Origin of the sequence: Thiogranum longum (assembly GCF_004339085.1) — a bacterium.
Taxonomy (GTDB): Bacteria; Pseudomonadota; Gammaproteobacteria; order DSM-19610; family DSM-19610; genus Thiogranum; species Thiogranum longum.
In genome coordinates this window covers 1,346,595-1,367,609 of record NZ_SMFX01000001.1, presented here as the reverse complement: position 1 = coordinate 1,367,609, position 21,015 = coordinate 1,346,595, and the positions used below count along the sequence as shown (strand labels likewise).

Sequence of the window (21,015 nt, the reverse complement as noted above, 5' to 3'; positions counted from 1 at the left end):
AGGCCCGGAAGCTTATGATTGAACCTGTTCTTTTTATGACATGCGGTGCTGCACTCTATGGAGGTATGCACCACCTTTACCAGGGCGCTAAAAACCCTGGCGGGTATCCTCACGTTCTGCACGCCGTATTGTTTCTGCTACTGGCCGGATTCGCACTGTCGGATACCAGCCGCAGCCTCGTTCATTCCGCCGAAGAGTTGTCTTTATACAGTAAACTCTCCGTGTCCCTGGGTCTGTTACTGTTTGCTACCCTGCCGTGGTTCATCATTTTAATTCTTAAACAACGGGCAAGCGTACTTCCGGCACTGGTCAGCTTTGCGTGGGGCGCATTACTGTTGATTAACATCGCGTCCCCCTACAGCCTGTTGTTCAGGCAGGTTACAGAAACACGTGCTGTACTTGCTTCCGGGCAACCATCGATTGCATTCACAACTGCTGCCAACCCGATCTGGCATTTGGTCGAAATCGCTATGCTGGGCACACTGGTATATGCAATGTACCTGTGTGCAAGGCAGTTCAGGACTCACGGCAAGTCTGTTCCTGCCATACCCCTGGCCGGACTGCTGTTGCTATTCGGTACCACGGCATATGACTCTCTGGTCTATGCCGGACTGGTGCATACCGCTTACCTGGCGCCTTTGGGTTTTCTGCTGTTTCTCGCCAGCGCCGGATTATGCTGGCGACCCGCAACGGAACCAGGAACCAGACAGACCTCGAGTGATACCAATCATTACCAGCTCACGATGAACTTTAACGACTCGCCGGCGGAACGACGGGAAGTGCCTGTCGACATTCCCGCTGAAGCTGAAGTTTCTGCTACACAACTTACCCGGCAACCTATCGTACAACCTGCTATCGATGAACCCCCGGCTACACCTCCACTTCACATCAACAACCCCATGGTCGATCGTGTCTCGGATGGCCTTGTCGATATCGCCGTTGATGCCAGCCTGATGCTCAAGCGCCTCGATGAAGGTGAAATAGATACAATGGAGCTGAAGGAACTTGGCCGCAAGCTTCGCAAGCAGGCCATTGAAACCCGCCGCGTCACCCACCGGATGTTGCGCACTGAACGATTTGGTCAAAAAGACTGATCCCCGCGCAATGTGTCTCCCAGACTAATAGCCATTGGCTATCATTTAAATATTTATAATTAATTCGACTTATCTATAAGCCTCTCCTAATATTCCAGTCAAGCCGGGCCAGTCGTTGGCCGGCAGGACGAACACTCTGAAGGAGAGACAACCATGACTGAAGCAACTGAAATGCATATGCCGCGCCTCAACGAACCGGCACCGGATTTTAATGCCCTCACCACCCATGGACAGAAAACGCTGTCCGACTACAAGGGCAAGTGGCTGGTGCTGTTTTCACACCCGGCGGACTTTACTCCTGTGTGCACCACCGAGTTCATGGCCTTCGCGAAGCGTCATGGCGAGTTCCGGAAGATCAACACCGAATTGCTGGGCCTGTCTATCGACAGCCACTACTCGCATCTTGCCTGGGTACGCAATATCAAGGAGAAATTCGATGTAGACATTCCGTTCCCGATCATCGCCGACCTCGATATGAAAGTGGCAAAGACCTACGGAATGATCCATCCCGGCGCGGCCGACACTTCTGCCGTGCGTGCCACCTTTATTATCGATGACAAGGGTGTGTTACGTGCAATGGTCTACTATCCCATGACCAACGGTCGTTCCATTGACGAATTCATTCGCCTGGTCACAGCACTGCAGACATCGGACGCCAACGGCGTGGCTACACCGGAAGGCTGGCAGCCAGGTGACAAGGTTATCGTCCCGCCTCCGGCAACGGCCGACGCTGCCGAAGCGAGGCTTGCCGAGGGCCACGAATGTGTGGACTGGTACTTCTGCAAGAAGGCTTTATAACCGACGAAACCGGTCTGCCTGAAAAAAAGCGGCTACCTGTTGATGCAGGTGGCCGCTTCTACAGGCTGAATACCGCGCGGAGTCTTTAAACTCAAGCCGTACGCCGGGCAAACCAGAGGGTGTGCCGCGCGCCCTTCGACCCGTGTGCATATACACGCACTTCTTCCACGTCAAAGCCCACTTTCCGCAAGCGCTGCTGAAAGTCCCGATTCGGCCCGGCCGACCATACCGCCAGCACCCCGCCTGGCGTCAGTGCGGCATAGGCTGCGTTCAACCCACTCATTCCGTATAGCCAGTCGTTTTCCTTACGCGTCAGTCCCTCGGGACCGTTGTCCACGTCCAGCAAAATGGCCTCAAATGACGACTGAGCACCCCCGAGAATACGGGCGACGTCCACTTCACGCACAGCCACGCGTGGATCTTCCAGCGGGTGACCGGCACACTCACCAAGTGGCCCCTTGTTCCACACCACCACGGCCGGAACCAGCTCTGCCACCACAACCTGTACCCGGCTCTTGAAATGCCGAAGCGCCGCCGCCAGCGTAAACCCCATGCCCAGGCCCCCGATGAGCAACCGGGGGCTTTCACACTCCGCCAGCCTGGCACAGGTTTGCTCCGCCAGCGCGTCTTCAGAACCATGAACGCGACTGTTCATCAACTCACCGCCACCTGCGATTTTTATGGAGAATTCATCGCCGCGCCGGTACAGGCACAACTCGCCGCCATCACCGGGCACCGGTGCACGATCGAGTAAAACCCAGGGTGTCATGATCCTGGATACCCCATCAGTTTGTTCATGATTCGTTTCATCCAGAATGTCAGTCCGCTAGCGGAGCTTGCTGGCCTTGAAATAGCGCCCTTTTATCTTTCCCGAAGTAAGTTGCTGCAACGCCTTGTCCACCCTGTCTCGCTCGATAGCCACGTAGGAACGGCGATCGAAAATATCGATCTTGCCAACCTGGTCACCGGCAATACCTGAGGCATTGGTCAATGCCCCCAGAATATCACCGGGACGTACCTTGCTCTTGCGTCCCCCGTCGATACACAGGGTGACCATAGGTGGCCGACGGTCCGACTTTTCATCCACTTTCAGGCTGCCGATATCCGAAAATTCCAGCGGACTCTGCTGGTAATCCTCAATGGCATTCACCCGGTGAGACTCTGCAGCAATATACAGACCAAGCGCCAACCCTGATTTGCCCGCACGACCGGTACGCCCGATACGGTGAACATGCACTTCCGGGTCCTGGCTCAACTCGAAGTTGATTACGACCTCGAGGTCCTTGATGTCCAGACCGCGTGCCGCAACATCGGTAGCCACCAGGATGGAACAACTTCTGTTGGAGAACTGCACCAGCACCTGGTCACGCTCGCGTTGCTCGAGGTCGCCATGCAGGGCAAGCGCACTGAACCCTTTTCTGCTCAGTGTGTCGGCAACCTCCTGGCATTGCTGTTTCGTATTACAGAAGACCACACAGGAGGCCGGACTGTAATGTCCCAGCAACGTCACCAGCGCAGCGCCACGCTCGCCCTTGCCAGCCACTTCGTAAAACACCTGCTCAATCCTGTTTGGCGTATGCGTTGGCTTTACACAGACTCGCTCGGGGTTCTTTTGCATGGATGCGCTGATCTGTTTGATCGTATCCGGGAACGTCGCGGAAAATAACAGGGTTTGCCGTTCCACCGGTGTGGCGGAAATGATTTCCGCCATGTCATCATAGAAGCCCATATCCAGCATCCGGTCTGCCTCATCCAGCACCAGTGTCTGAAGCTGGCCCAGGTCGAGCGACCCCTTGCGCAGGTGCTTCAACACCCGTCCCGGTGTCCCGACAATAATATGCGCGCCATGTTTCAGTGAACCCGACTGCGGCCCATAGGGCACACCACCGCACAACATGAGTAATTTGATATTCGGGATCACGCTTGCCAGGCGACGAATCTCTTTGCCAACCTGGTCGGCAAGTTCCCGGGTCGGGCACAACACCAGTGCCTGTATATAAGCACGGCGTGTGTTCAGGCGGGTAAGGAGACCGATCCCGAAGGCGGCTGTTTTCCCGCTGCCGGTCTCGGCCTGGACAATGAGATCCTTGCCCTGCAGGATAACCGGCAAACTTTGTGCCTGGACAGGTGTCATGGCTTCGTAACCCATGGAATCCAGGTTTGCCACCAAAGCGGGGTCCAGTTGCAGACTGGAGAAAGCGATTGTCGTCATTGAGAGTACTACTTGGAGAAATGGTCGGGGCGAGAGGATTTGAACCTCCGACCACCTGCACCCCATGCAGGTGCGCTACCAGGCTGCGCTACGCCCCGAAAGAGCGCTGCATGATACAGCATCTGCTAGCGTTTGAGTATCTGTAACAACTCTTCCAGCTCCATGCGCATCTGGCGCACGATCTGCTGTCGCTGACTGACATCTTCCTTCGCCTCGTCGCCGGACAGTTGCTGGCGAGCCCCACCGATGGTGAAACCCTGCTCGTACAGCAAGCTGCGGATCTGACGAATCATGATGACGTCATGACGCTGGTAATAGCGACGATTACCACGGCGCTTTACCGGCTTGAGTTGAGGAAATTCCTGCTCCCAGTAACGCAGCACGTGCGGTTTTACGCCACACAGCTCAGAGACCTCACCTATGGTGAAGTAACGTTTGCCAGGAATCGCGGGTAGTTCGTTATTGTTGCTGGCTTCCAGCATAGGCCTCTACGCGTGCTTTGAGTTTTTGACCAGGACGGAAGGTTACAACCCGACGGGCGGAAATCGGAATTTCCTCACCCGTTTTGGGGTTACGGCCTGGTCGTTGATTCTTTTCACGCAAGTCAAAATTTCCGAATCCGGAGAGCTTAACCTGCTTGCCATTTTCGAGGGCACTACGGATTTCCTCGAAGAACATTTCAACCAGTTCCTTGGCTTCGCGTTTGTTGAGCCCCAGATCCTCGAACAGCTTTTCTGCCATATCGGCTTTCGTTAGCGCCATGGGATCACTCTCTTAAAATTGCCCCGAATTTTTGTTCCAGCTGACCGGTAATAACCGTGATAACCGCGTCAACGTCATTGTCAGTTAGTGTGCGTGAAGAATCCTGTAGAATCAAGCCAAAAGCGATGCTTTTTCGCCCGGATTCTATACCTTTACCTTCGTAGACATCGAAAACCCGCAGATCCTGGAGCAATGGCCCCGCTTCCGCCCGTATCGTGTCACAAAGTGCGCCGGCTGATGTCTCCGCACTCACTACTACAGACAAGTCACGGCGGATTGACGGAAATCTTGAGAGTTTTTCAAAACTTGGCACCCGCCCTTTAAGCACAACATCCAGTTCAAGCTCAAACAGGAAGGTTTTACCGGGAATTTCCAGTTTTTGGGCCACCTGGGGGTGTACACGGCCAAGCCAGCCCACCCGGCGTTCCTCGACATAGATGGCAGCACTCTGGCCGGGGTGCAGTGCTGGCTGCTCGCCAGCCTCGAAACGGGCCTCGACGCCCGCGTAATCGAGCAGACATTGCAGGTCGGCTTTAACGTCAAAGAAGTCGGACGGCTCGGGTTTTGCGCCCCACTGCTCCGGAAGACGGTCGCCGACCACAGCACCTGCTATTACTCTTTCCTGTTTTAATTCATTATGTTGCTGAATAAACTTAAGGCCCGACTCGAAGATTCTGATGCGGCTCTGCTGGCGCGCAATATTGAATTTCACCACGCCCGCCAGACCGGGCCACAGACTGGTGCGCATGACGGACATCTCAGACGAGATGGGGTTGGCCAGCGCCACGGCTTCGATACCCGGCACGATGACAGACTGCGTATCCGCATCGACAAAGCTGTAGCTGATCACCTCGCTGTAATCGCGATCTACCAGCATGGCCTTCACCCGCTCCAGCGGCGTGACCGTCTCCGGTACCGGGCGAAGTTTGAGATCACCCCGGTTGTTGGCCGAGGGCAGGTTGTTGTAACCGAACACACGTCCGACCTCCTCTATCAGGTCAGCCTCGATAGCAAGGTCGAAACGGAATCCCGGCGGGATCGCCAGCCAGCCGCTATCCACGGATTCAACAGCAATGCCGAGCCGGGCCAGTATATTCTCGACTTCTGCATCATCCGGCACGAAGCCAAGCAATCGCCTGATTCGGTCGCGACGCAGTGTTACAGGTGTTTTCTGCGGCAAGTGAGCTTCAGACACGGTTTCCGAAACCGGTCCGGCTTCACCACCGACCAGTTCAAGCAACAGTGCAGTTGCACGCTCCATCGCGCGCGACTGCAAACCGGCATCGACACCTCGTTCAAAGCGAAACGCCGAGTCGGTTGCCAGTCCATAGCGCCGTGCGTGCCCGGCAATTTTCTCCGGCGTAAAGAATGCCACTTCCAGAAACAGGTCGTGTGTGTTTGCCGAGATACCCGAATGTTCTCCTCCCATAATGCCGGCCAGCGCAAGCGGCTTGTCCTGATCGCAGATCAGCAGGGTGTCACTGGCCGGTTCAATCTCGCGTTCATCAAGCAGCGTCAGGGTTTCACCGGCTTTGGGATAACGGACTTCGATTCCGCCGGACAGTTGTGCCAGGTCGAAGGCATGCATCGGCTGGCCCAGTTCCAGCAGCACGTAGTTGGTAACATCCACCACCGGGCCCAGGCTGCGCAACCCCCCGCGGCGCAACTTCTCCTTCATCCACAAGGGTGTCTGTGCGTCCGGGTCAATACCGCGAATCACCCGCCCCAGGTAGCGTGGGCAAGCCTCCGGCGCCCTGACTGAAACATCCAGCGCATCCTCGATCGCGGTCTTTACGGGCGTCATGTCCGGAGTTGTCACATCGGTCTTTGTTAACGCGCCGACTTCTCGCGCCACGCCCTCCATACCAAGACAGTCACCCCGGTTGGGCGTCAGATCGATTTCAATCAAGGTATCATCCAGCGAAAGGTAATCGCGGATGTCCTGCCCGACCGGTGCATCCACCGGCAGGTCCATGAGACCTTCGTGGTCTTCACTCAGGCCCAGTTCTCTTGCGGAACACAGCATGCCGAACGATGGCACACCACGCAGTTTGGCTTTTTTGATTTTCATGTCGCCGATGCGGCCACCGATGGTCGCCAGCGGTGCTTTCATTGCGGCGCGGACATTGGGCGCACCGCAGACAATCTGCAGCGGCTCGCCCTCGCCTGTCGATACCTGGCAGACACGCAGCTTGTCGGCATCCGGGTGCGCTTCAACGGACAACACTTCTGCCACCACCACGCCACTGAACTCACCCGCCGCCGGTTCGATGGAATCCACTTCCAGGCCTGCCATGGTCAATTGCTCGGCAAGCTGTGCGGTTTCGAGATCCGGGTTGACCCATTCACGTAACCAGGCTTCACTGAATTTCATATCGGGTAACTCTTGTGGTTAGCGGAACTGCTGCAGGAAGCGCAGATCGTTTTCGAAGAACAGGCGCAGGTCATCGACACCGTATTTCAGCATGGTCAGGCGTTCCACACCCATCCCGAAGGCGAGCCCGGTCCAGTCTTCATTGTCGACGTCCACATGGGCGAATACGTTCGGATGCACCATGCCGCAGCCCAGCACCTCGAGCCAACCGGTATGACTGCATACACGGCATCCCTTGCCGGAACAAATCACACATTCAATATCGACTTCCGCCGAAGGCTCGGTAAAGGGGAAGTAAGACGGGCGGAAACGCACGGCAAGATCATCGCGCTCAAAGAAATCTTTCAGGAATTCGTCGAGCAAACCCTTCAGGTCGGCAAAGCTGACATTTTCATCCACCAGCAGACCTTCCACCTGGTGGAACATGGGCGTATGCGTCAGGTCGGAATCACAGCGGTATACCCGTCCCGGCGCAATCACGCGGAACGGTGGTTTGCGTTCTTCCATCACGCGAATCTGTACCGGCGAGGTATGTGTTCGCAACACGTGGTGCGTATCGATATAGAAGGTATCGTGCATGGCACGCGCCGGGTGATGGGCAGGAATATTCAGTGCCTCGAAGTTATGATAATCGTCCTCGATTTCCGGACCTTCGACCGACTCGAAACCCATGGAAGAAAACAGCTGCTCGATACGTTGCAAGGTACGCGTGACCGGGTGCAGACCGCCCGCGCCCTGCCCGCGCCCCGGCAAAGTGACATCGATACGTTCCGAAGCCAGGGCTTCCGCCAGTGCAGCATTCTGCAGTGCTTCCTTGCGCGCCTCGATGGCCTGCTGCACCTGCCGCTTGGCGACATTGATCGCCTGCCCGGCCTGCGGCCGTTCCTCGGCCGGTAGCTTGCCAAGCTGCTTGAGCTGTTCCGTCAACAGCCCTTTTTTACCCAGGTACTGAACACGCACCTCGTCGAGCGCCTTGAGATCACTGGCGGCATCGATGGCTTCACGGGCCTGTTGTTCGAGTGTGGCTAACGCCTCCACATCACTTCTCCTGAAAACAAAAAGGGGAAGGTTGGCATTTCACCAGCCTTCCCCTTTAACGGGTTTGGTTTTAACGCTGCTGTTACACAGCGTGTGGACTAACCTGCGAGGCTGGCTTTCGCTTGTTCTGCCAGCGCACTAAAGGCAGGCGCATCAAACACGGCCAGATCGGCAAGCACCTTGCGGTCGACTTCGATACCGGCCTTGCTCAGTCCGTTGATGAAACGGCTGTAGGACATGCCGTTCTCCCGGGCTGCGGCGTTGATACGGGCAATCCACAATGCACGGAACTGACGCTTGCGTTGACGACGGTCACGGTAGGCGTACTGGCCGGCCTTGATGACCGCCTGTTTGGCGACACGGTAGACCTTGCGGCGTGCGCCGTAATAACCCTTGGCCTTGTCGAGGACCTTCTTGTGTTTGGCTCGCGCCTGAACACCACGTTTTACTCTAGGCATGGCTTATCCCCTCCGGTTAGACAAATGGCAACATGCGGCGAACGGCACGCTGATCGGCTTCGTGCACCTGTTCGGTGCTGCCGAGATGGCGCTTGCGCTTGCTGCTTTTCTTGGTGAGGATATGGCGCAGATGCGACTGGCCACGCTTGAAACCGCCACTGGCGGTCTTGCGGAACCGCTTGGCGGCCCCACGATTGGTTTTCATCTTAGGCATAGTATCTCTCCCGCTTAATTAAAGGGGGACAGATTTAATATCTGTCCCCTCAAAGTCGCCCCAAGGTGCGGTGAGTACCCGGGTCGAACACCATCAATGGGGACAGGTTTAAACCTGTCCCCATTACTTACTTCTTCTTTGGTGCCATCACCATAATCATCTGACGGCCTTCCATTTTCGGAAACTGCTCTACCGTAGCAAGCTCCGACAAATCACCCTCTACACGCTTCAGCAAATCACGCCCCAGTTCCTGGTGCGCCATCTCGCGGCCGCGAAAGCGCAGGGTAACCTTGACCTTGTCCCCGTCATTCAGGAACCGGGTCAGGTTACGCAGCTTGATATTGTAATCGCCAATATCGGTACCGGGCCGGAACTTGATTTCCTTGACCTGGGTCTGCTTCTGCTTCTTGCGTGCAGCCTGTCGTTTCTTCTGCTCATCGAAACGGTACTTGCCGTAATCCATGATCTTGCAGACAGGCGGTTCTGCCTGTGGTGAGATCTCGACCAGATCAAGACTGGCTTCCGCCGCTTTTTCCAGGGCCTCGGCAAGTGGAACGACGCCGATTTGTTCACCTTCGGCGCCAACCAGGCGGACTTCAGTTGCATCAATGCTCTGGTTGAGCCGGTGTTTCAGTTTGTTTGCTGCAGCGATAGTTCAGTTCTCCAAAACGTTTCGGCCGCGGCTCGCGATTTCAGCGGTCAGCCCTTCTGACAGGGCTTGCAAGGACAGGCTTCCCAGGTCCTTGCCGCTTCGCGTGCGCACGGCCACAGTATTCGATTCAGCTTCCCGGTCGCCGACGACCAGCAAGTACGGGGTGCGCTGAATTGTGTGCTCGCGGATTTTAAAGCCGATTTTCTCGTTTCTCAAGTCCGAATTGACCCTGATTCCCTGATTTTTCAAGGTTTCTGCAACTTTTTTGACATATTCGGCCTGATTGTCGGTGATATTCATCACCACGGCCTGAATCGGGGCCAGCCACAGCGGCAGTGCACCGGCGTAATGTTCGATCAAAATGCCGATGAATCGCTCCAGCGAACCGAGGATAGCACGGTGCAGCATCACCGGCACATGCTTGCTGCCGTCCTCGGCGATATAGGTGGCACCGAGCCGGTCCGGCATGGAGAAATCGAGCTGGATGGTGCCCAGCTGCCAGACACGGTCCAGGCAGTCCTTCAACGAGAATTCGATCTTGGGGCCATAGAAGGCGCCCTCACCCGGCTGCAGTTCCCAGTCGAGTTTTTTATGCTCGAGCGCATCTTGCAGCGATTTCTCGGCCTTGTCCCACAACGCGTCGGCACCGACACGTTTATCCGGGCGCGTGGAGAACTTGATGATGACATCCTCGAAACCGAAATCACGGTAGACCTCGAACAGCAGGTCGATAAACGCCGACACTTCATTGAGCACCTGCGCTTCGGTACAAAAGATGTGCGCGTCGTCCTGCACGAAACCGCGCACGCGCATCAGCCCGTGCAGTGTGCCGGACGGTTCGTTACGGTGGCAGGAACCGAACTCGGCCAGCCGCAAGGGTAAATCGCGATAGCTTTTCAGGCCCTGGTTATAGATCTGGATATGCGCGGGACAGTTCATCGGCTTGATCGCAAAGGTGCGCTTCTCCGATTCGGTGATGAACATGTCATCCTGGAATTTCTCCCAGTGGCCGGACTTCTCCCACAGACTACGGTCGATGATCGTGGGTGTATGCACTTCCTGGTAATCATGATCGCGTAACTTGTCGCGAATGTACTCCTGAACCATCAGGTAAATGCGCCAGCCCTTGTCGTGCCAGAACACCATACCCGGCGCTTCTTCCTGGGTATGGAACAGGTTCATGGTCTTGCCGAGCTTGCGATGGTCGCGCTTCTCGGCTTCTTCCAGCCGGTGCAGGTAGGCCTTGAGTTCGTCCTTGTTGCGCCACGCCGTTCCATAGATGCGTTGCAACATGGGGTTGTTGGAATCGCCACGCCAGTAGGCGCCGGCCACGCTCATCAGCTTGAAAGCTTTTGGCAGTTTGGCGGTGCTGGGCAAATGCGGACCACGACACACATCGAACCATTCACCCTGGCGGTAGATGGATAACTCCTCGCCTTCCGGGATAATGTCCTCGATGATTTCGACCTTGTAGGTCTCACCCAGCTCGCTGAAGGTTTTGATCGCCTGTTCGCGTGTCCACACTTCACGCTCGATCGGCAGGTTACGCTTGACGATTTCACTCATGCGCTTTTCGATTTTCTTCAGGTCTTCCGGGGTGAACGGCTCTTCGCGTGCAAAGTCATAGTAGAAACCGTTTTCAATGGCCGGACCGATAGTCACCTGGGTGCCGGGATACAGCTCCTGCACCGCCTGCGCCATAATGTGCGCGGCATCGTGGCGGACCAGTTCCAGCGCATCGTCATCCTTGTTGGTAACGATAGCGAGGTCAGCATCGTTCTCGATACAGTAACTGGTATCCACCAGCTCGCCGTTGACCTTGCCGGCCAGCGCGGCCCTGGCCAGACCCGGGCCAATGTCGGCTGCGACTTCAGCGACGGTGACAGGGTGATCAAAACTGCGCTGACTTCCATCGGGGAGGGTGACTACGGGCATGCTCTGCTTCTCCAGTGGTGGCCGGTACGAGAGGCCACTTGTATAAAATTTAAATTCGCGCCATCGGCCGAAACCCTTGCGGTTCCGGACGATACGGGAACGCGGATACTACACTGCCGTTAACACCTTCGCAATCGGCGTCCCGGGCTCAACATTCACTTGTCCGCTTCCGGGAGCAGCGCTTTACAGACGTGTTCGGCAAAACCTGCGCCGGCCTCTGCATACAGGTTGAAGGCGGCATCTACACCGGCCTGCTTCAGTTTCTCGACTTCGTCTGCGTACTTGGCAACAGCGGCCACCTTGCCTTTGTAACCGGCTTGCGCGAGCTGTCTGGCAGCAAACAGGTTTTCCTGCGTATTGGGCATGGCCAGCAGAATCAGGCTGACCCGGTCAAAGTCCAGGTTGATACGGTCCCAGAACTCCGGGTCAGTCGCACTGCCGCGGATCACATTTCGGCCACTGGCTTTAAGCTTGTCGACGGTATCCTTGTCCACATCCACGCCGAGCACTTGCTCGCCCAGTCGTTGGCGGATAGCGTCATAGGTGCCGCTTCCGACACGCCCCATGCCGAACACCACGACGTTCACCTCACCCGGATCGATCGACTCTTCCTCGGTAATACGTTCTTTTGTTTCAAACCGGGACAACGGCATTCGCATGGCTGAATATAAGGCATAAGACACCCGGTTCAGGCTGGCTGCCCCGATAAACGACAGCGACAGTGCAATAGCGATGGCGATAAGCCATTCACCACCAAGCCAGCCGTTAGTGACACAGATAGCCGCCACGATCAATCCGAATTCGCTGTAATTGGCCAGACTCAACGAGGCCAGCAGCGCGGTTCGAACACGCAGGCGGAATCGACTCAACAGACCGAAAAACAGCAGCGTTTTAAATGGCACGAGCAACAACAACACGACACCTGTGACAAGCGCTTCCCGGCTGAGCGGGCCGGACAAACCGATGGACAGAAAAAACCCGACCAGGAAAAGATCCTTGAATCCCAGTAGCTGGCGCGCCAGCTCGGAAGCGCGGGAATGGCTCGCGAGCATGACACCCAGAATCAACGCACCAAGATCGCCTTTAACGCTGACCAGTTCAAACAAATGCGCTCCACCCAGCGCCAGCACCAGGCCGAACAGTATTTGCAACTCACCGCGTCCGGAAAATTCCAGCAATTTATGCAAGAGCGGTCTTAGCGGGATCAGCAGTAAAAGACCCAGCGCCCACACAGAAGGAACCTTGCCGGCAGATACCGCCAGAAAAATCACCGCAACGATATCCTGAACAATAAGGATACCAATGGAAATGCGGCCATACAGCGAACTCATCTCGCCCTTTTCTTCCAGTACCTTGACGGCAAACACGGTGCTGGAGAAGCTCAACGCAAACGCAATCAGGGCGATCGCTGACGGATCCAGACCGGTGAACAGCGACACGCTGATGCCACCCATGATGGCTATAAAGATTGCCGTCACTGCTACAGTGATCAGCATATGCAGGGAAGCCACGGCCCAGATCTGCGGCATAAGCAGGCTGCCAAGGCGGAGCTTGAGCCCGATACTGAACAACAACAGCGTTACGCCGATGTCAGAAAATTCTTCCAGCGTGGGTGTGATGCGGAAACCGATGGCGTACAGGATAAACCCGGTAATCAGGTAACCGACCAGCGGCGGCAGACCCACCAGCCGCGCACCCAGGCCCAATACAAAAGCGATACCAATAGCGATGAAGTCTGGCTGCACAGGTCATCCTGGTTAACTCAAGCTTGTCCGGGCCAAGGTTAACGCACCGGGAAATGCTCGTCGATGCTCTGCACCGGTTCGCAAGGCGTTACCGGCATAAAAAAGGCCACCCGAAGGCGGCCTGATTTCCGGAATTTGGTAGGCGCGATTGGATTCGAACCAACGACCCCCACCATGTCAAGGTGGTGCTCTAACCAACTGAGCTACGCGCCTGAAGTCGTAAAACGGGCATTATAGGTGGCCCGGCAGGCATGTCAATGACGGGTTAATCAGGTTCCCCGAGGGTTATCTCTCATACCCCTTCCATCAGCCCGAGGTTGCGCTCCTGGATGATGCGAATGCGGTCACGGAGCTTCGCCGCCTCCTCGAATTCAAGGTCCTGCGCATGCTGGTGCATCTGTTTTTCCAGCTTTTTGACTTCTTTCGCCAGCTTGTCGGGCGACAGGCTGGCATATTCAGCCACTTCCTCGGCAATCGCAGCAAACTTCTTCGCACCACCCGCACCGGAGGCATAGGCGCCTTCCATAATGTCGGCAACGGCTTTCTGGATGGTCACGGGGGTAATGCCATGTTCCTCGTTGTAAGCTACCTGTTTGGCACGGCGGCGTTCGGTTTCACCGATGGCGCGTTCCATGGAACCGGTCATCTTGTCGGCGTACAAAATAGCCTTGCCACGCACGTTACGTGCTGCACGTCCCATGGTCTGGATCAGTGAACGGTCTGAGCGCAGGAAACCTTCCTTGTCGGCGTCGAGGATGGCGACCAGCGATACCTCGGGCATATCCAGGCCCTCGCGCAGCAGGTTGATGCCGACCAGCACATCGAACTCACCGAGACGCAGGTCACGAATAATTTCCACGCGTTCCACAGTTTCGATATCGGAATGCAGGTAGCGAACCCGCACATCGTGTTCGCTCAGGTATTCGGTCAGGTCTTCCGCCATGCGCTTGGTCAGGGTGGTAATCAGTACGCGCTCATTGACTGCGGCCCGTTTGCGGATTTCCGACAGCACATCATCGACCTGCGTGCCGGCTGGCCGGACTTCGATCTCCGGGTCCAGCAGACCGGTTGGCCTTACTACCTGCTCGACCACTCGCCCTGCGTGTTCCGCCTCGTATTTGCCGGGTGTTGCAGACACAAAAATCGACTGCGGTATCAGGCGCTCGTATTCATCGAAGCGCAACGGACGGTTATCCAGCGCGGAAGGCAGGCGGAAACCGTATTCGACCAGCGTTTCCTTGCGCGAGCGATCCCCCTTGTACATGCCGCCCAGCTGGGGAATGGTGACGTGTGATTCATCCACCACAACCAGTGCATCGTCCGGCAGGTATTCCAGCAGGGTCGGCGGCGGCTCGCCGGCCTTGCGACCGGACAGATAGCGGGAATAGTTCTCGATGCCGGAGCAGTAGCCCAGCTCGATCATCATTTCGATATCGAAGCGAACGCGCTGCTCCAGCCGCTGTGCCTCGACCAGCTTGTCATGATTACGCAAGTGCTCCAGCCGTTCGGCCAGTTCTTCCTTGATATCATCGATGCAGTCCAGCAGGGTCTGGCGCGGGGTGACATAGTGACTCTTTGGATAAATGGTCAGACGCGGTACGCGGCGCAGCACCTCGCCGGTGAGCGGGTCGAAACAGGATAAGTTCTCGATTTCGTCATCGAACAGTTCGATACGCACGGCCTCGGCATCGGATTCCGCCGGGTGAACATCAATAACCTCGCCACGCACCCGGTAAGTGGCACGCGACAGTTCGACATCGTTGCGGGTGTACTGGAGCTCCGCCAGGCGCCGCAGCAGCTTGCGCTGGTCGATACGGTCGCCCCGGTCCAGGTGCAGCACCATACTCAGGTAGGAACGGGGGTCACCGAGGCCGTAGATGGCCGATACCGTGGCCACCAGCACCGTGTCACGCCGCTCCAGCAGCGCCTTGGTCGCTGACAGGCGCATTTGCTCGATATGGTCATTGACCGACGCATCCTTCTCGATAAAGGTGTCAGACGACGGCACATAGGCTTCCGGCTGGTAGTAATCGTAATAGGACACGAAATACTCCACGGCATTATGCGGGAAGAAGGTCTTCATCTCGCCGTACAGCTGCGCCGCCAGCGTCTTGTTCGGCGCCAGGATCAACGTCGGGCGCTGCACCTGCTGCATAACATTGGCGATGGTGAAGGTCTTGCCAGAGCCGGTGACGCCAAGCAGCGTCTGGTGGGCAAGACCATCGTTCAGTCCTTCGACCAGGCCAGCGATCGCCTCCGGCTGGTCGCCGGCCGGGGTCATGTCTGTTACCAGATGAAATTCTTTGCTCACAGGGATTAAGTAATGCGTCGGGTTTCAGTATCATGGGCCGCCATCATGCAGCCATTATCAAAAGGATCGCCGGAGTGAATGACATCACCCTGTCACAACGTGTGCAACGGGTTAAGCCCTCACCGACCCTCGCCGTCACCGCACGTGCCGCTGAGCTACGCGCCGCGGGCAAGGACATTATCGGCCTTGGGGCCGGCGAGCCGGATTTCGACACCCCGGATCACATCAAGGAAGCCGCCATCCAGGCGATCCGCAATGGCGCCACCCGTTACACGGCGGTGGACGGCACAGCAGAACTCAAAAGCGCCATTATAAACAAGTTTAGGCGCGATAACGGATTAACCTGCCAACCCGACGAGATTCTGGTGTCGTGCGGTGGCAAGCAGAGCTTCTACAACCTGTGCCAGGCGCTGCTCAACCCGGGTGACGAGGTCATCATTCCGGCACCCTACTGGGTATCCTACCCGGACATGGTGCGGCTGGCTGACGGCGAACCGGTCATCGTGCGTGCCGGACTGGAGCAACGCTTCAAGATCACGCCGGAGCAGCTGGAAGCCGCCATTTCACCCAGGACACGGCTGTTTGTCATCAACAGTCCTTCCAACCCCACCGGCGTCGCCTACAGCCGCGCCGAGCTGGAAGCACTGGCGGCAGTGCTGTTGAGAAACCCGCAGATCCTGGTGGCCACTGATGATATGTACGAACACATCCTGTGGTCGGATGAACCGTTCGTAAACATCGTCAATGTAGCGGAAGAACTGGTTCCACGCAGTATTGTGCTGAACGGGGTTTCCAAGGCCTACGCCATGACCGGCTGGCGCATTGGCTATGCCGGCGGACCAAAGCCGCTGATCCAGGCGATGAAAAAAATCCAGTCACAAAGCACTTCGAACCCCGCCGCCGTGTCACAGGCGGCCGCCGTGGAAGCACTGGACGGCGACCAGTCCTGTATTGCACCCATGCTGGCGGCCTTTCATGAACGCCATGATTATGTAGTCGCCGCGCTCAACGCGCTGGATGGCGTGCGCTGCGCCGAAGCCGATGGCACCTTTTACGCCTTTCCGGATTTCAGCTCCGTTATCGAACAGCTGGACGGTATCAACGATGATGCCGAACTGGCCGAGCATCTGCTGAATGAAGCCGGCGTAGCGCTGGTGCCCGGCTCTGCCTTCGGTGCTCCCGGCTACCTGCGCCTGTCCTTCGCCACCGGCATGGACACCCTGAAAGACGCGCTGGGACGTATCGCCGGCGTTCTTTGACGCTAATGCTATCCGGTTGACCGGCCGGGGGCAGTTCCGTATCATCCCCGGCTTCGCGAAACGCGATTCCCCGGTAGCTCAGTTGGTAGAGCGGGTGACTGTTAATCACTAGGTCGGCAGTTCGAGCCTGTCCCGGGGAGCCATCTACAGAAAAAGGCCAGTGAATCTCTTCACTGGCCTTTTTTATTGCAACTTACCCAGGAATACTTCACGTTCCATTTTCAGTAACGCACTGAATCCGGAGCCTTACTCAGCAAATAAAACTTGACTTCGCTTCGTTCATTTACGATTCTGGCCGCAAGTCAGGCAAACCGCCATGAGCAGGCCAGCCAGGGAGCATGATAACGTGACCAAAAACCCCGTATTCCAGTTTGTCATCTGGGCACTTTTCCTTAACAACCCCGTTTTTGCACAGGAAGCGATCCAGATCGAAATCGACAGCGCCCCGGTCGAGGTCGAGATCAAACCACCACCTGCGCCTGCAAAACCTCCGGAACCGGCACCGCCCAAACAGGCCAGTAAGGAAGAACCGAAAAAGGCCAAATCCGGTGGTTACGGGGTCGCAGTAGGTATTGGCGCGCTGGTAGCCGGAGCACTGGCGGCACTGGGCGGTGGCGGTGGTTCTGGCTCCGGTGGCGGGAGTTCCACCCCGGGACACTGATCAGTCAGCGCTGGCGCCTGCTGCATTGCGCTCACCCCGAATGGCGTTTACGACCAGCGCCACGACAATACCGAATATTAATCCGAAAATCGCTGACAGCACGAGGGTCATCACTAGCCGGACGTTAAATGGCTCCTCTGGCGCTGTGGCCGGATCGATGACCTTGAAGGCATAAGCTTCATTGATGTTGGCGAAAATGATTTTCTTCATTTCAGACTCGATCAACTGGTGCAGTACCTGCTGCAACTCGACCACACTGGTTTTACCCAGCTGTTCCTGAAGATAGGCGATCGCCTGCCTTGATGTTTCAACGGTCTGCTGACGCAGGGTCTGGTTAATGCTGGACACCAGCGCATTGGCCCACTGCGCAGCGATCTCGGGATCGTTCCATTCAATCGACAAGGTCACCAGGCCGGTATTCCGGTCTTCGCGAACTGTACGGACCTGTTTGTTGAATTTTTCATAGCTGTCCCACAATGTCGGCTCATCCTTCTTGTCCGAAACATCCCAGCGCTCGCTCTTTTCATCCCACCGGTCAGAAAACAGGATTCGGTCCAGCTTGTTGTCCTGGATGAACTGCTCGTTGAATTTGCGCGATTTCAGTGTTGCGATTGACTCGCTCTTTTTGTCACCCCGGTTCAGGTTAACGCCCGCCAGCGCGGCAATGCCGCCAAACTCCTTGAAGGGTTGCAGGTACCGGCTCCCTCCATCCTGTTCTGTGACCGGTGCCAGTAATACCTCGGCGCGATACAGGGGTGTTTTCAGCCACGATGCCAGCATCGCCAGCACAATGGCCGACATGGCAATGCCAAGTACCAGCATCCGGTACTTGCTGACAACCTGCCAGAGGTCGTAGAGACTTATCTCCCCTTCATCAGCGTAGGTCTCTGCTCTGTCGCCCGACACAGGAACACGTGCAATGCCGGGTAATTGATGCCCTGCCCCCTTGCGTTTATCGCGTAACAGTTTGTCTCTGGCGTACATGCGGATCCTAGAATACTCCAATCGCGTTGGCGCTGGCAGCGGTTATCGCCAACTGGTAAATAATCTGGCTGACATTGGTCCACAAGGTAATTGGACGCACACGCTCGACATCCAGTGGTACGACGATTGTATCCCCCGGCTTTACACCACCGCCATTGAAATCCTGGTACCAGTTACCGCCGGTTTCAACACTGCCATCAGCACGGATCACATAAGTGCGGCTGGTATCTGCCTTGCCGGTGGCACCACCGCTCATATTGATATAGCGATCACGATCCAGTCCTTTAGCATACAAGTGTGAAGTGGGATAAAAAACCTCACCTGTCACGGTGACTTCCTGCGTGACTGGCGGAACATAAAGCTTGTCACCGTCGGCAAGTGTCACATCATAGTCACTGCGACGACCTTGCCGGGTTTCCTCGATCAGCTTTGGCAGGTTGATGACAAGACGACCAATGGGTCGAACAGAGCGCAACTGATCTCCAAGCTCGCGAATTATGTCCAGTGAGCCGGCATTACCACCCTTTTCCTGCGCCAGCTTGAGCGACACCGAGGCAAGGTCAGATTCCAGCCTGCGGCTCATTTCATCGATACGCTGTTTCTCGCGCTTGCGCAGTTCTTCCCTGAGAAAAACCGCCCCCTGCGGAAACGCCATGTCGGTAACTCCACCTGCACGTTGCAGTACTTTACTGAGCTGTTCACCACGCGCGATAGGATAAATTCCCGGGAAACGCACCTCACCATGAATTTCTACCGTCTCGGCCGTGGCCCATTCCGGCAAGCGTTTTATATTGAGAACGTCGTGGGGTAGCAAATCAATATCCGCATCGCCTTCATTCTTCAGTATGGATGCAAGATCAACATTCACGTGGGCAATTTCACGGTAGCTGCCGTCGACAACGGCGTAACGGGTCAACTCTGCGCCCAGGGCATAGGCGGCTTCTGACAGTCCACCACCGGCGCGTATCAGATCGCTGACCTTCATCCCAGTTTCAAGCGGATAGTCCCCCGGGTGGCGTACAACACCTCCGATATGCACGGTACGTGCGGGCTGGCGAAAGCTGGCCTGCAACCTGAGCTGTTCAACCAGGGGGTCGACAATCTCACGGCGATCTTCGCTGGCACCAAACACAATCACTTCATCACGCGACTGGAGTACAACATTGTCCTGTGACTGCGGGTGTTGCAACGCCTGTCCCAGGTGAACGGAAAAAACCTCAATGCGCTGGTCCGGCATCAACTCGCGCCGCACCAGGGCATAATCAAGATCGGGCCGTGGCAGCAAATCATCCCGGATGGAGTGAATCAGATCCGAGAGGCGCATACCCTTACGCCACTGGTAACCGCCCGGCCGGTGGACATGTCCTGACAGTACAACAATATTTTCCATCTTTTCCAGAATGGAAAAGACATGCAGTGTGTCGCCGGACTGTATACGGGTCGACAGCACTGATTTGTCACTGAGATCCACATCGACCAGCGTACGTTCGCCACGGGAATTGATCCGCTCGATTTGCGAGGCCTGCGGGTATGCGGTGGGCAGCAGACCACCGGACAGTTCCAGCAACTGCTGAAGATTGCGTTCATGCTTGAGCTCATAGATCGCTGGACGCCTTACTTCGCCCGCCACTCCGACAGTTTGCCCAAGGGGCGGCACAAAAATGACATCGCCCGGTTGCAGGCGGACATCATTACCGGTATCGCCCTGTAGCAACAGGTCATACAGGTCCAGGTGCGCGACGACCTTGCCTCGACGTTTCAGCTGGATCTTGCGTAAGGAACCCACTTCACTGACACCGCCACTCACGAATAACGCATTGGTCATGGTCGACAGTGCGCTGACGGTATAGGAACCGGGCTGATTGACATCACCGAGAATGAAAACACGGATCGAGCGCAAGGCGCCGAGGGTGATAACGGCCTTCTCGCCAATCATCTGTTTTTCTATCTGCGTCTTGACGACATCCTGCATCTCGCGGAACGTCAAACCGGCCACCGGGATGGGGCCAAGTTTGGGAAAGTGCAACCGCCCTTCACGGGACACGACCAGGCTGTACTCGGCATGCTCCTTGCCGAACAGCTGGATTTTTACCGTGTCGCCGGGGCCCAGCACATAGTCAACATCAATGGGAATATCCGTCGCCGGCGCAAAGGTCGTGGGGACACCGGTGAACAGGTCATAGCCAAACGGCTTGAGCGGCTCCCGGGATTTGTCGGCTTCGGTCTCAGCACTTTCCGTGACGGCGTTTTCATCCTCTTCTTCCGGAGCGTGCCCGGGCTCAACCGGCAGGGGCAGAACCAGTTGCGGCTGTTCGAGTGCAGGTTCATCCACCTGTTTGGGTATGTCCTGCCCGATGACTTCCATCACACGAGCCTGCTGTGCGGGCGTAAGTTGCTCAAAGCGCTGCACCTGTTCCGCCGTGAGCGTTTGTGCGGCAGCAACCATCGCAAGACCGAACATCAGGATAAAACCTGTCAGGCGGGCCAGGAAGGCGGATTTTTGATGTTTTGTCATGGA

At 56.5% G+C, this 21,015-nt stretch carries 18 protein-coding genes and 3 tRNA genes; 5 read left to right on the top strand and 16 right to left on the bottom strand.

The annotated features are described in order from the left end of the window. Positions 1–14: 14 nt before the first annotated feature. Positions 15–1,094: a hypothetical protein gene (locus tag DFR30_RS06880; RefSeq protein WP_132971956.1), complete on the top strand. Its 1,080-nt coding sequence runs from the start codon at positions 15–17 to the stop codon at positions 1,092–1,094. A 153-nt stretch (positions 1,095–1,247) separates the two neighbouring features. Continuing rightward, complete coding sequence (locus DFR30_RS06875; protein WP_132971955.1) at positions 1,248–1,892, top strand: peroxiredoxin; 645 nt, start codon at positions 1,248–1,250, stop codon at positions 1,890–1,892. 91 nt (positions 1,893–1,983) lie between these two features. Here the strand turns inward: DFR30_RS06875 and DFR30_RS06870 are convergent, their stop codons facing one another. The 14 genes from DFR30_RS06870 to uvrB all read right to left on the bottom strand — a co-directional run bounded on the left by DFR30_RS06870 (position 1,984) and on the right by uvrB (position 15,563). Beyond that, the gene (locus tag DFR30_RS06870) at positions 1,984–2,661 is read right to left on the bottom strand and encodes a polyamine aminopropyltransferase (protein ID WP_132971954.1); all 678 of its coding nucleotides are present in this window, start codon (positions 2,659–2,661) and stop codon (positions 1,984–1,986) included. Between the two features lie 57 nt (positions 2,662–2,718). Further along, entirely contained in the window at positions 2,719–4,104 is a 1,386-nt protein-coding gene (gene dbpA, locus DFR30_RS06865) for an ATP-dependent RNA helicase DbpA (protein ID WP_132971953.1), read from the bottom strand. A gap of 21 nt (positions 4,105–4,125) precedes the next feature. Further along, a tRNA-Pro gene (locus tag DFR30_RS06860) sits at positions 4,126–4,202 on the bottom strand. Between the two features lie 27 nt (positions 4,203–4,229). Further along, positions 4,230–4,586: a MerR family transcriptional regulator gene (locus DFR30_RS06855; protein ID WP_132971952.1), complete on the bottom strand. Its 357-nt coding sequence runs from the start codon at positions 4,584–4,586 to the stop codon at positions 4,230–4,232. Continuing rightward, entirely contained in the window at positions 4,564–4,866 is a 303-nt protein-coding gene (gene ihfA, locus DFR30_RS06850; protein WP_132971951.1) for an integration host factor subunit alpha, read from the bottom strand. Before ihfA ends, DFR30_RS06855 begins: the two co-directional genes overlap by 23 nt. 4 nt (positions 4,867–4,870) lie before the next feature. Beyond that, on the bottom strand, positions 4,871–7,240 hold the full coding sequence (gene pheT / locus DFR30_RS06845; protein WP_132971950.1) for a phenylalanine--tRNA ligase subunit beta: 2,370 nt from the start codon (positions 7,238–7,240) through the stop codon (positions 4,871–4,873). 18 nt (positions 7,241–7,258) lie between these two features. Continuing rightward, positions 7,259–8,278 carry a phenylalanine--tRNA ligase subunit alpha gene (gene pheS / locus DFR30_RS06840; RefSeq protein WP_132971949.1) on the bottom strand — a complete coding sequence of 340 codons (1,020 nt, stop codon included), beginning with the start codon at positions 8,276–8,278 and terminating at the stop codon, positions 7,259–7,261. 98 nt (positions 8,279–8,376) lie between these two features. Beyond that, positions 8,377–8,736, bottom strand: coding sequence for a 50S ribosomal protein L20 (rplT, locus tag DFR30_RS06835; RefSeq protein ID WP_132971948.1), 360 nt, complete (start codon positions 8,734–8,736; stop codon positions 8,377–8,379). Between the two features lie 16 nt (positions 8,737–8,752). Beyond that, on the bottom strand, positions 8,753–8,950 hold the full coding sequence (gene rpmI / locus DFR30_RS06830) for a 50S ribosomal protein L35 (protein ID WP_132971947.1): 198 nt from the start codon (positions 8,948–8,950) through the stop codon (positions 8,753–8,755). A gap of 127 nt (positions 8,951–9,077) precedes the next feature. After that, entirely contained in the window at positions 9,078–9,584 is a 507-nt protein-coding gene (gene infC / locus DFR30_RS06825) for a translation initiation factor IF-3 (RefSeq protein WP_481557201.1), read from the bottom strand. Between the two features lie 21 nt (positions 9,585–9,605). Further along, on the bottom strand, positions 9,606–11,537 hold the full coding sequence (thrS, locus tag DFR30_RS06820) for a threonine--tRNA ligase (RefSeq protein WP_132971945.1): 1,932 nt from the start codon (positions 11,535–11,537) through the stop codon (positions 9,606–9,608). A gap of 155 nt (positions 11,538–11,692) precedes the next feature. Then, positions 11,693–13,282 carry a cation:proton antiporter family protein gene (locus DFR30_RS06815; protein WP_132971944.1) on the bottom strand — a complete coding sequence of 530 codons (1,590 nt, stop codon included), beginning with the start codon at positions 13,280–13,282 and terminating at the stop codon, positions 11,693–11,695. A gap of 136 nt (positions 13,283–13,418) precedes the next feature. Beyond that, positions 13,419–13,495 (bottom strand) — tRNA-Val (locus DFR30_RS06810). 79 nt (positions 13,496–13,574) lie between these two features. Continuing rightward, positions 13,575–15,563, bottom strand: coding sequence for an excinuclease ABC subunit UvrB (gene uvrB, locus DFR30_RS06805; protein WP_243640757.1), 1,989 nt, complete (start codon positions 15,561–15,563; stop codon positions 13,575–13,577). Between the two features lie 62 nt (positions 15,564–15,625). Between uvrB and DFR30_RS06800 the strand changes: the two genes are divergently transcribed. The 3 genes from DFR30_RS06800 (at position 15,626) to DFR30_RS14280 (ending at position 17,513) form a co-directional block, all read left to right on the top strand. Then, a complete protein-coding gene (locus DFR30_RS06800; protein ID WP_132971942.1) occupies positions 15,626–16,852 on the top strand; it encodes a pyridoxal phosphate-dependent aminotransferase in 1,227 nt (408 codons plus the stop codon). 67 nt (positions 16,853–16,919) lie between these two features. Next, positions 16,920–16,995, top strand: a tRNA-Asn gene (locus tag DFR30_RS06795). Positions 16,996–17,168: 173 nt separating this feature from the next. After that, the gene (locus tag DFR30_RS14280; protein WP_207891833.1) at positions 17,169–17,513 is read left to right on the top strand and encodes a hypothetical protein; all 345 of its coding nucleotides are present in this window, start codon (positions 17,169–17,171) and stop codon (positions 17,511–17,513) included. Here DFR30_RS14280 and DFR30_RS06790 read toward each other — a convergent pair whose 3' ends face one another. Both DFR30_RS06790 and DFR30_RS06785 read right to left on the bottom strand, forming a co-directional pair. Next, positions 17,514–18,497, bottom strand: a complete 984-nt coding sequence (locus DFR30_RS06790) for a Wzz/FepE/Etk N-terminal domain-containing protein (RefSeq protein ID WP_132971941.1) — start codon at positions 18,495–18,497, stop codon at positions 17,514–17,516. 7 nt (positions 18,498–18,504) lie between these two features. After that, positions 18,505–21,012 (bottom strand): SLBB domain-containing protein, encoded by a 2,508-nt coding sequence (locus DFR30_RS06785; RefSeq protein ID WP_165869120.1) that lies wholly within the window; start codon positions 21,010–21,012, stop codon positions 18,505–18,507. Positions 21,013–21,015 lie beyond the last annotated feature (3 nt).

Coding starts and splice junctions, on each gene's coding strand:
- DFR30_RS06880 (WP_132971956.1), top strand. CDS start 15: ATGATTGAACCTGTTCTTTTTATGACATGCGGTGCTGCACTCTATGGA.
- DFR30_RS06875 (WP_132971955.1), top strand. CDS start 1,248: ATGACTGAAGCAACTGAAATGCATATGCCGCGCCTCAACGAACCGGCA.
- DFR30_RS06870 (WP_132971954.1), bottom strand. CDS start 2,661: ATGACACCCTGGGTTTTACTCGATCGTGCACCGGTGCCCGGTGATGGC.
- dbpA (WP_132971953.1), bottom strand. CDS start 4,104: ATGACGACAATCGCTTTCTCCAGTCTGCAACTGGACCCCGCTTTGGTG.
- DFR30_RS06855 (WP_132971952.1), bottom strand. CDS start 4,586: ATGCTGGAAGCCAGCAACAATAACGAACTACCCGCGATTCCTGGCAAA.
- ihfA (WP_132971951.1), bottom strand. CDS start 4,866: ATGGCGCTAACGAAAGCCGATATGGCAGAAAAGCTGTTCGAGGATCTG.
- pheT (WP_132971950.1), bottom strand. CDS start 7,240: ATGAAATTCAGTGAAGCCTGGTTACGTGAATGGGTCAACCCGGATCTC.
- rplT (WP_132971948.1), bottom strand. CDS start 8,736: ATGCCTAGAGTAAAACGTGGTGTTCAGGCGCGAGCCAAACACAAGAAG.
- rpmI (WP_132971947.1), bottom strand. CDS start 8,950: ATGCCTAAGATGAAAACCAATCGTGGGGCCGCCAAGCGGTTCCGCAAG.
- thrS (WP_132971945.1), bottom strand. CDS start 11,537: ATGCCCGTAGTCACCCTCCCCGATGGAAGTCAGCGCAGTTTTGATCAC.
- uvrB (WP_243640757.1), bottom strand. CDS start 15,563: ATGACCCCGGCCGGCGACCAGCCGGAGGCGATCGCTGGCCTGGTCGAA.
- DFR30_RS06800 (WP_132971942.1), top strand. CDS start 15,626: ATGGGCCGCCATCATGCAGCCATTATCAAAAGGATCGCCGGAGTGAAT.
- DFR30_RS14280 (WP_207891833.1), top strand. CDS start 17,169: ATGAGCAGGCCAGCCAGGGAGCATGATAACGTGACCAAAAACCCCGTA.
- DFR30_RS06790 (WP_132971941.1), bottom strand. CDS start 18,497: ATGTACGCCAGAGACAAACTGTTACGCGATAAACGCAAGGGGGCAGGG.
- DFR30_RS06785 (WP_165869120.1), bottom strand. CDS start 21,012: ATGACAAAACATCAAAAATCCGCCTTCCTGGCCCGCCTGACAGGTTTT.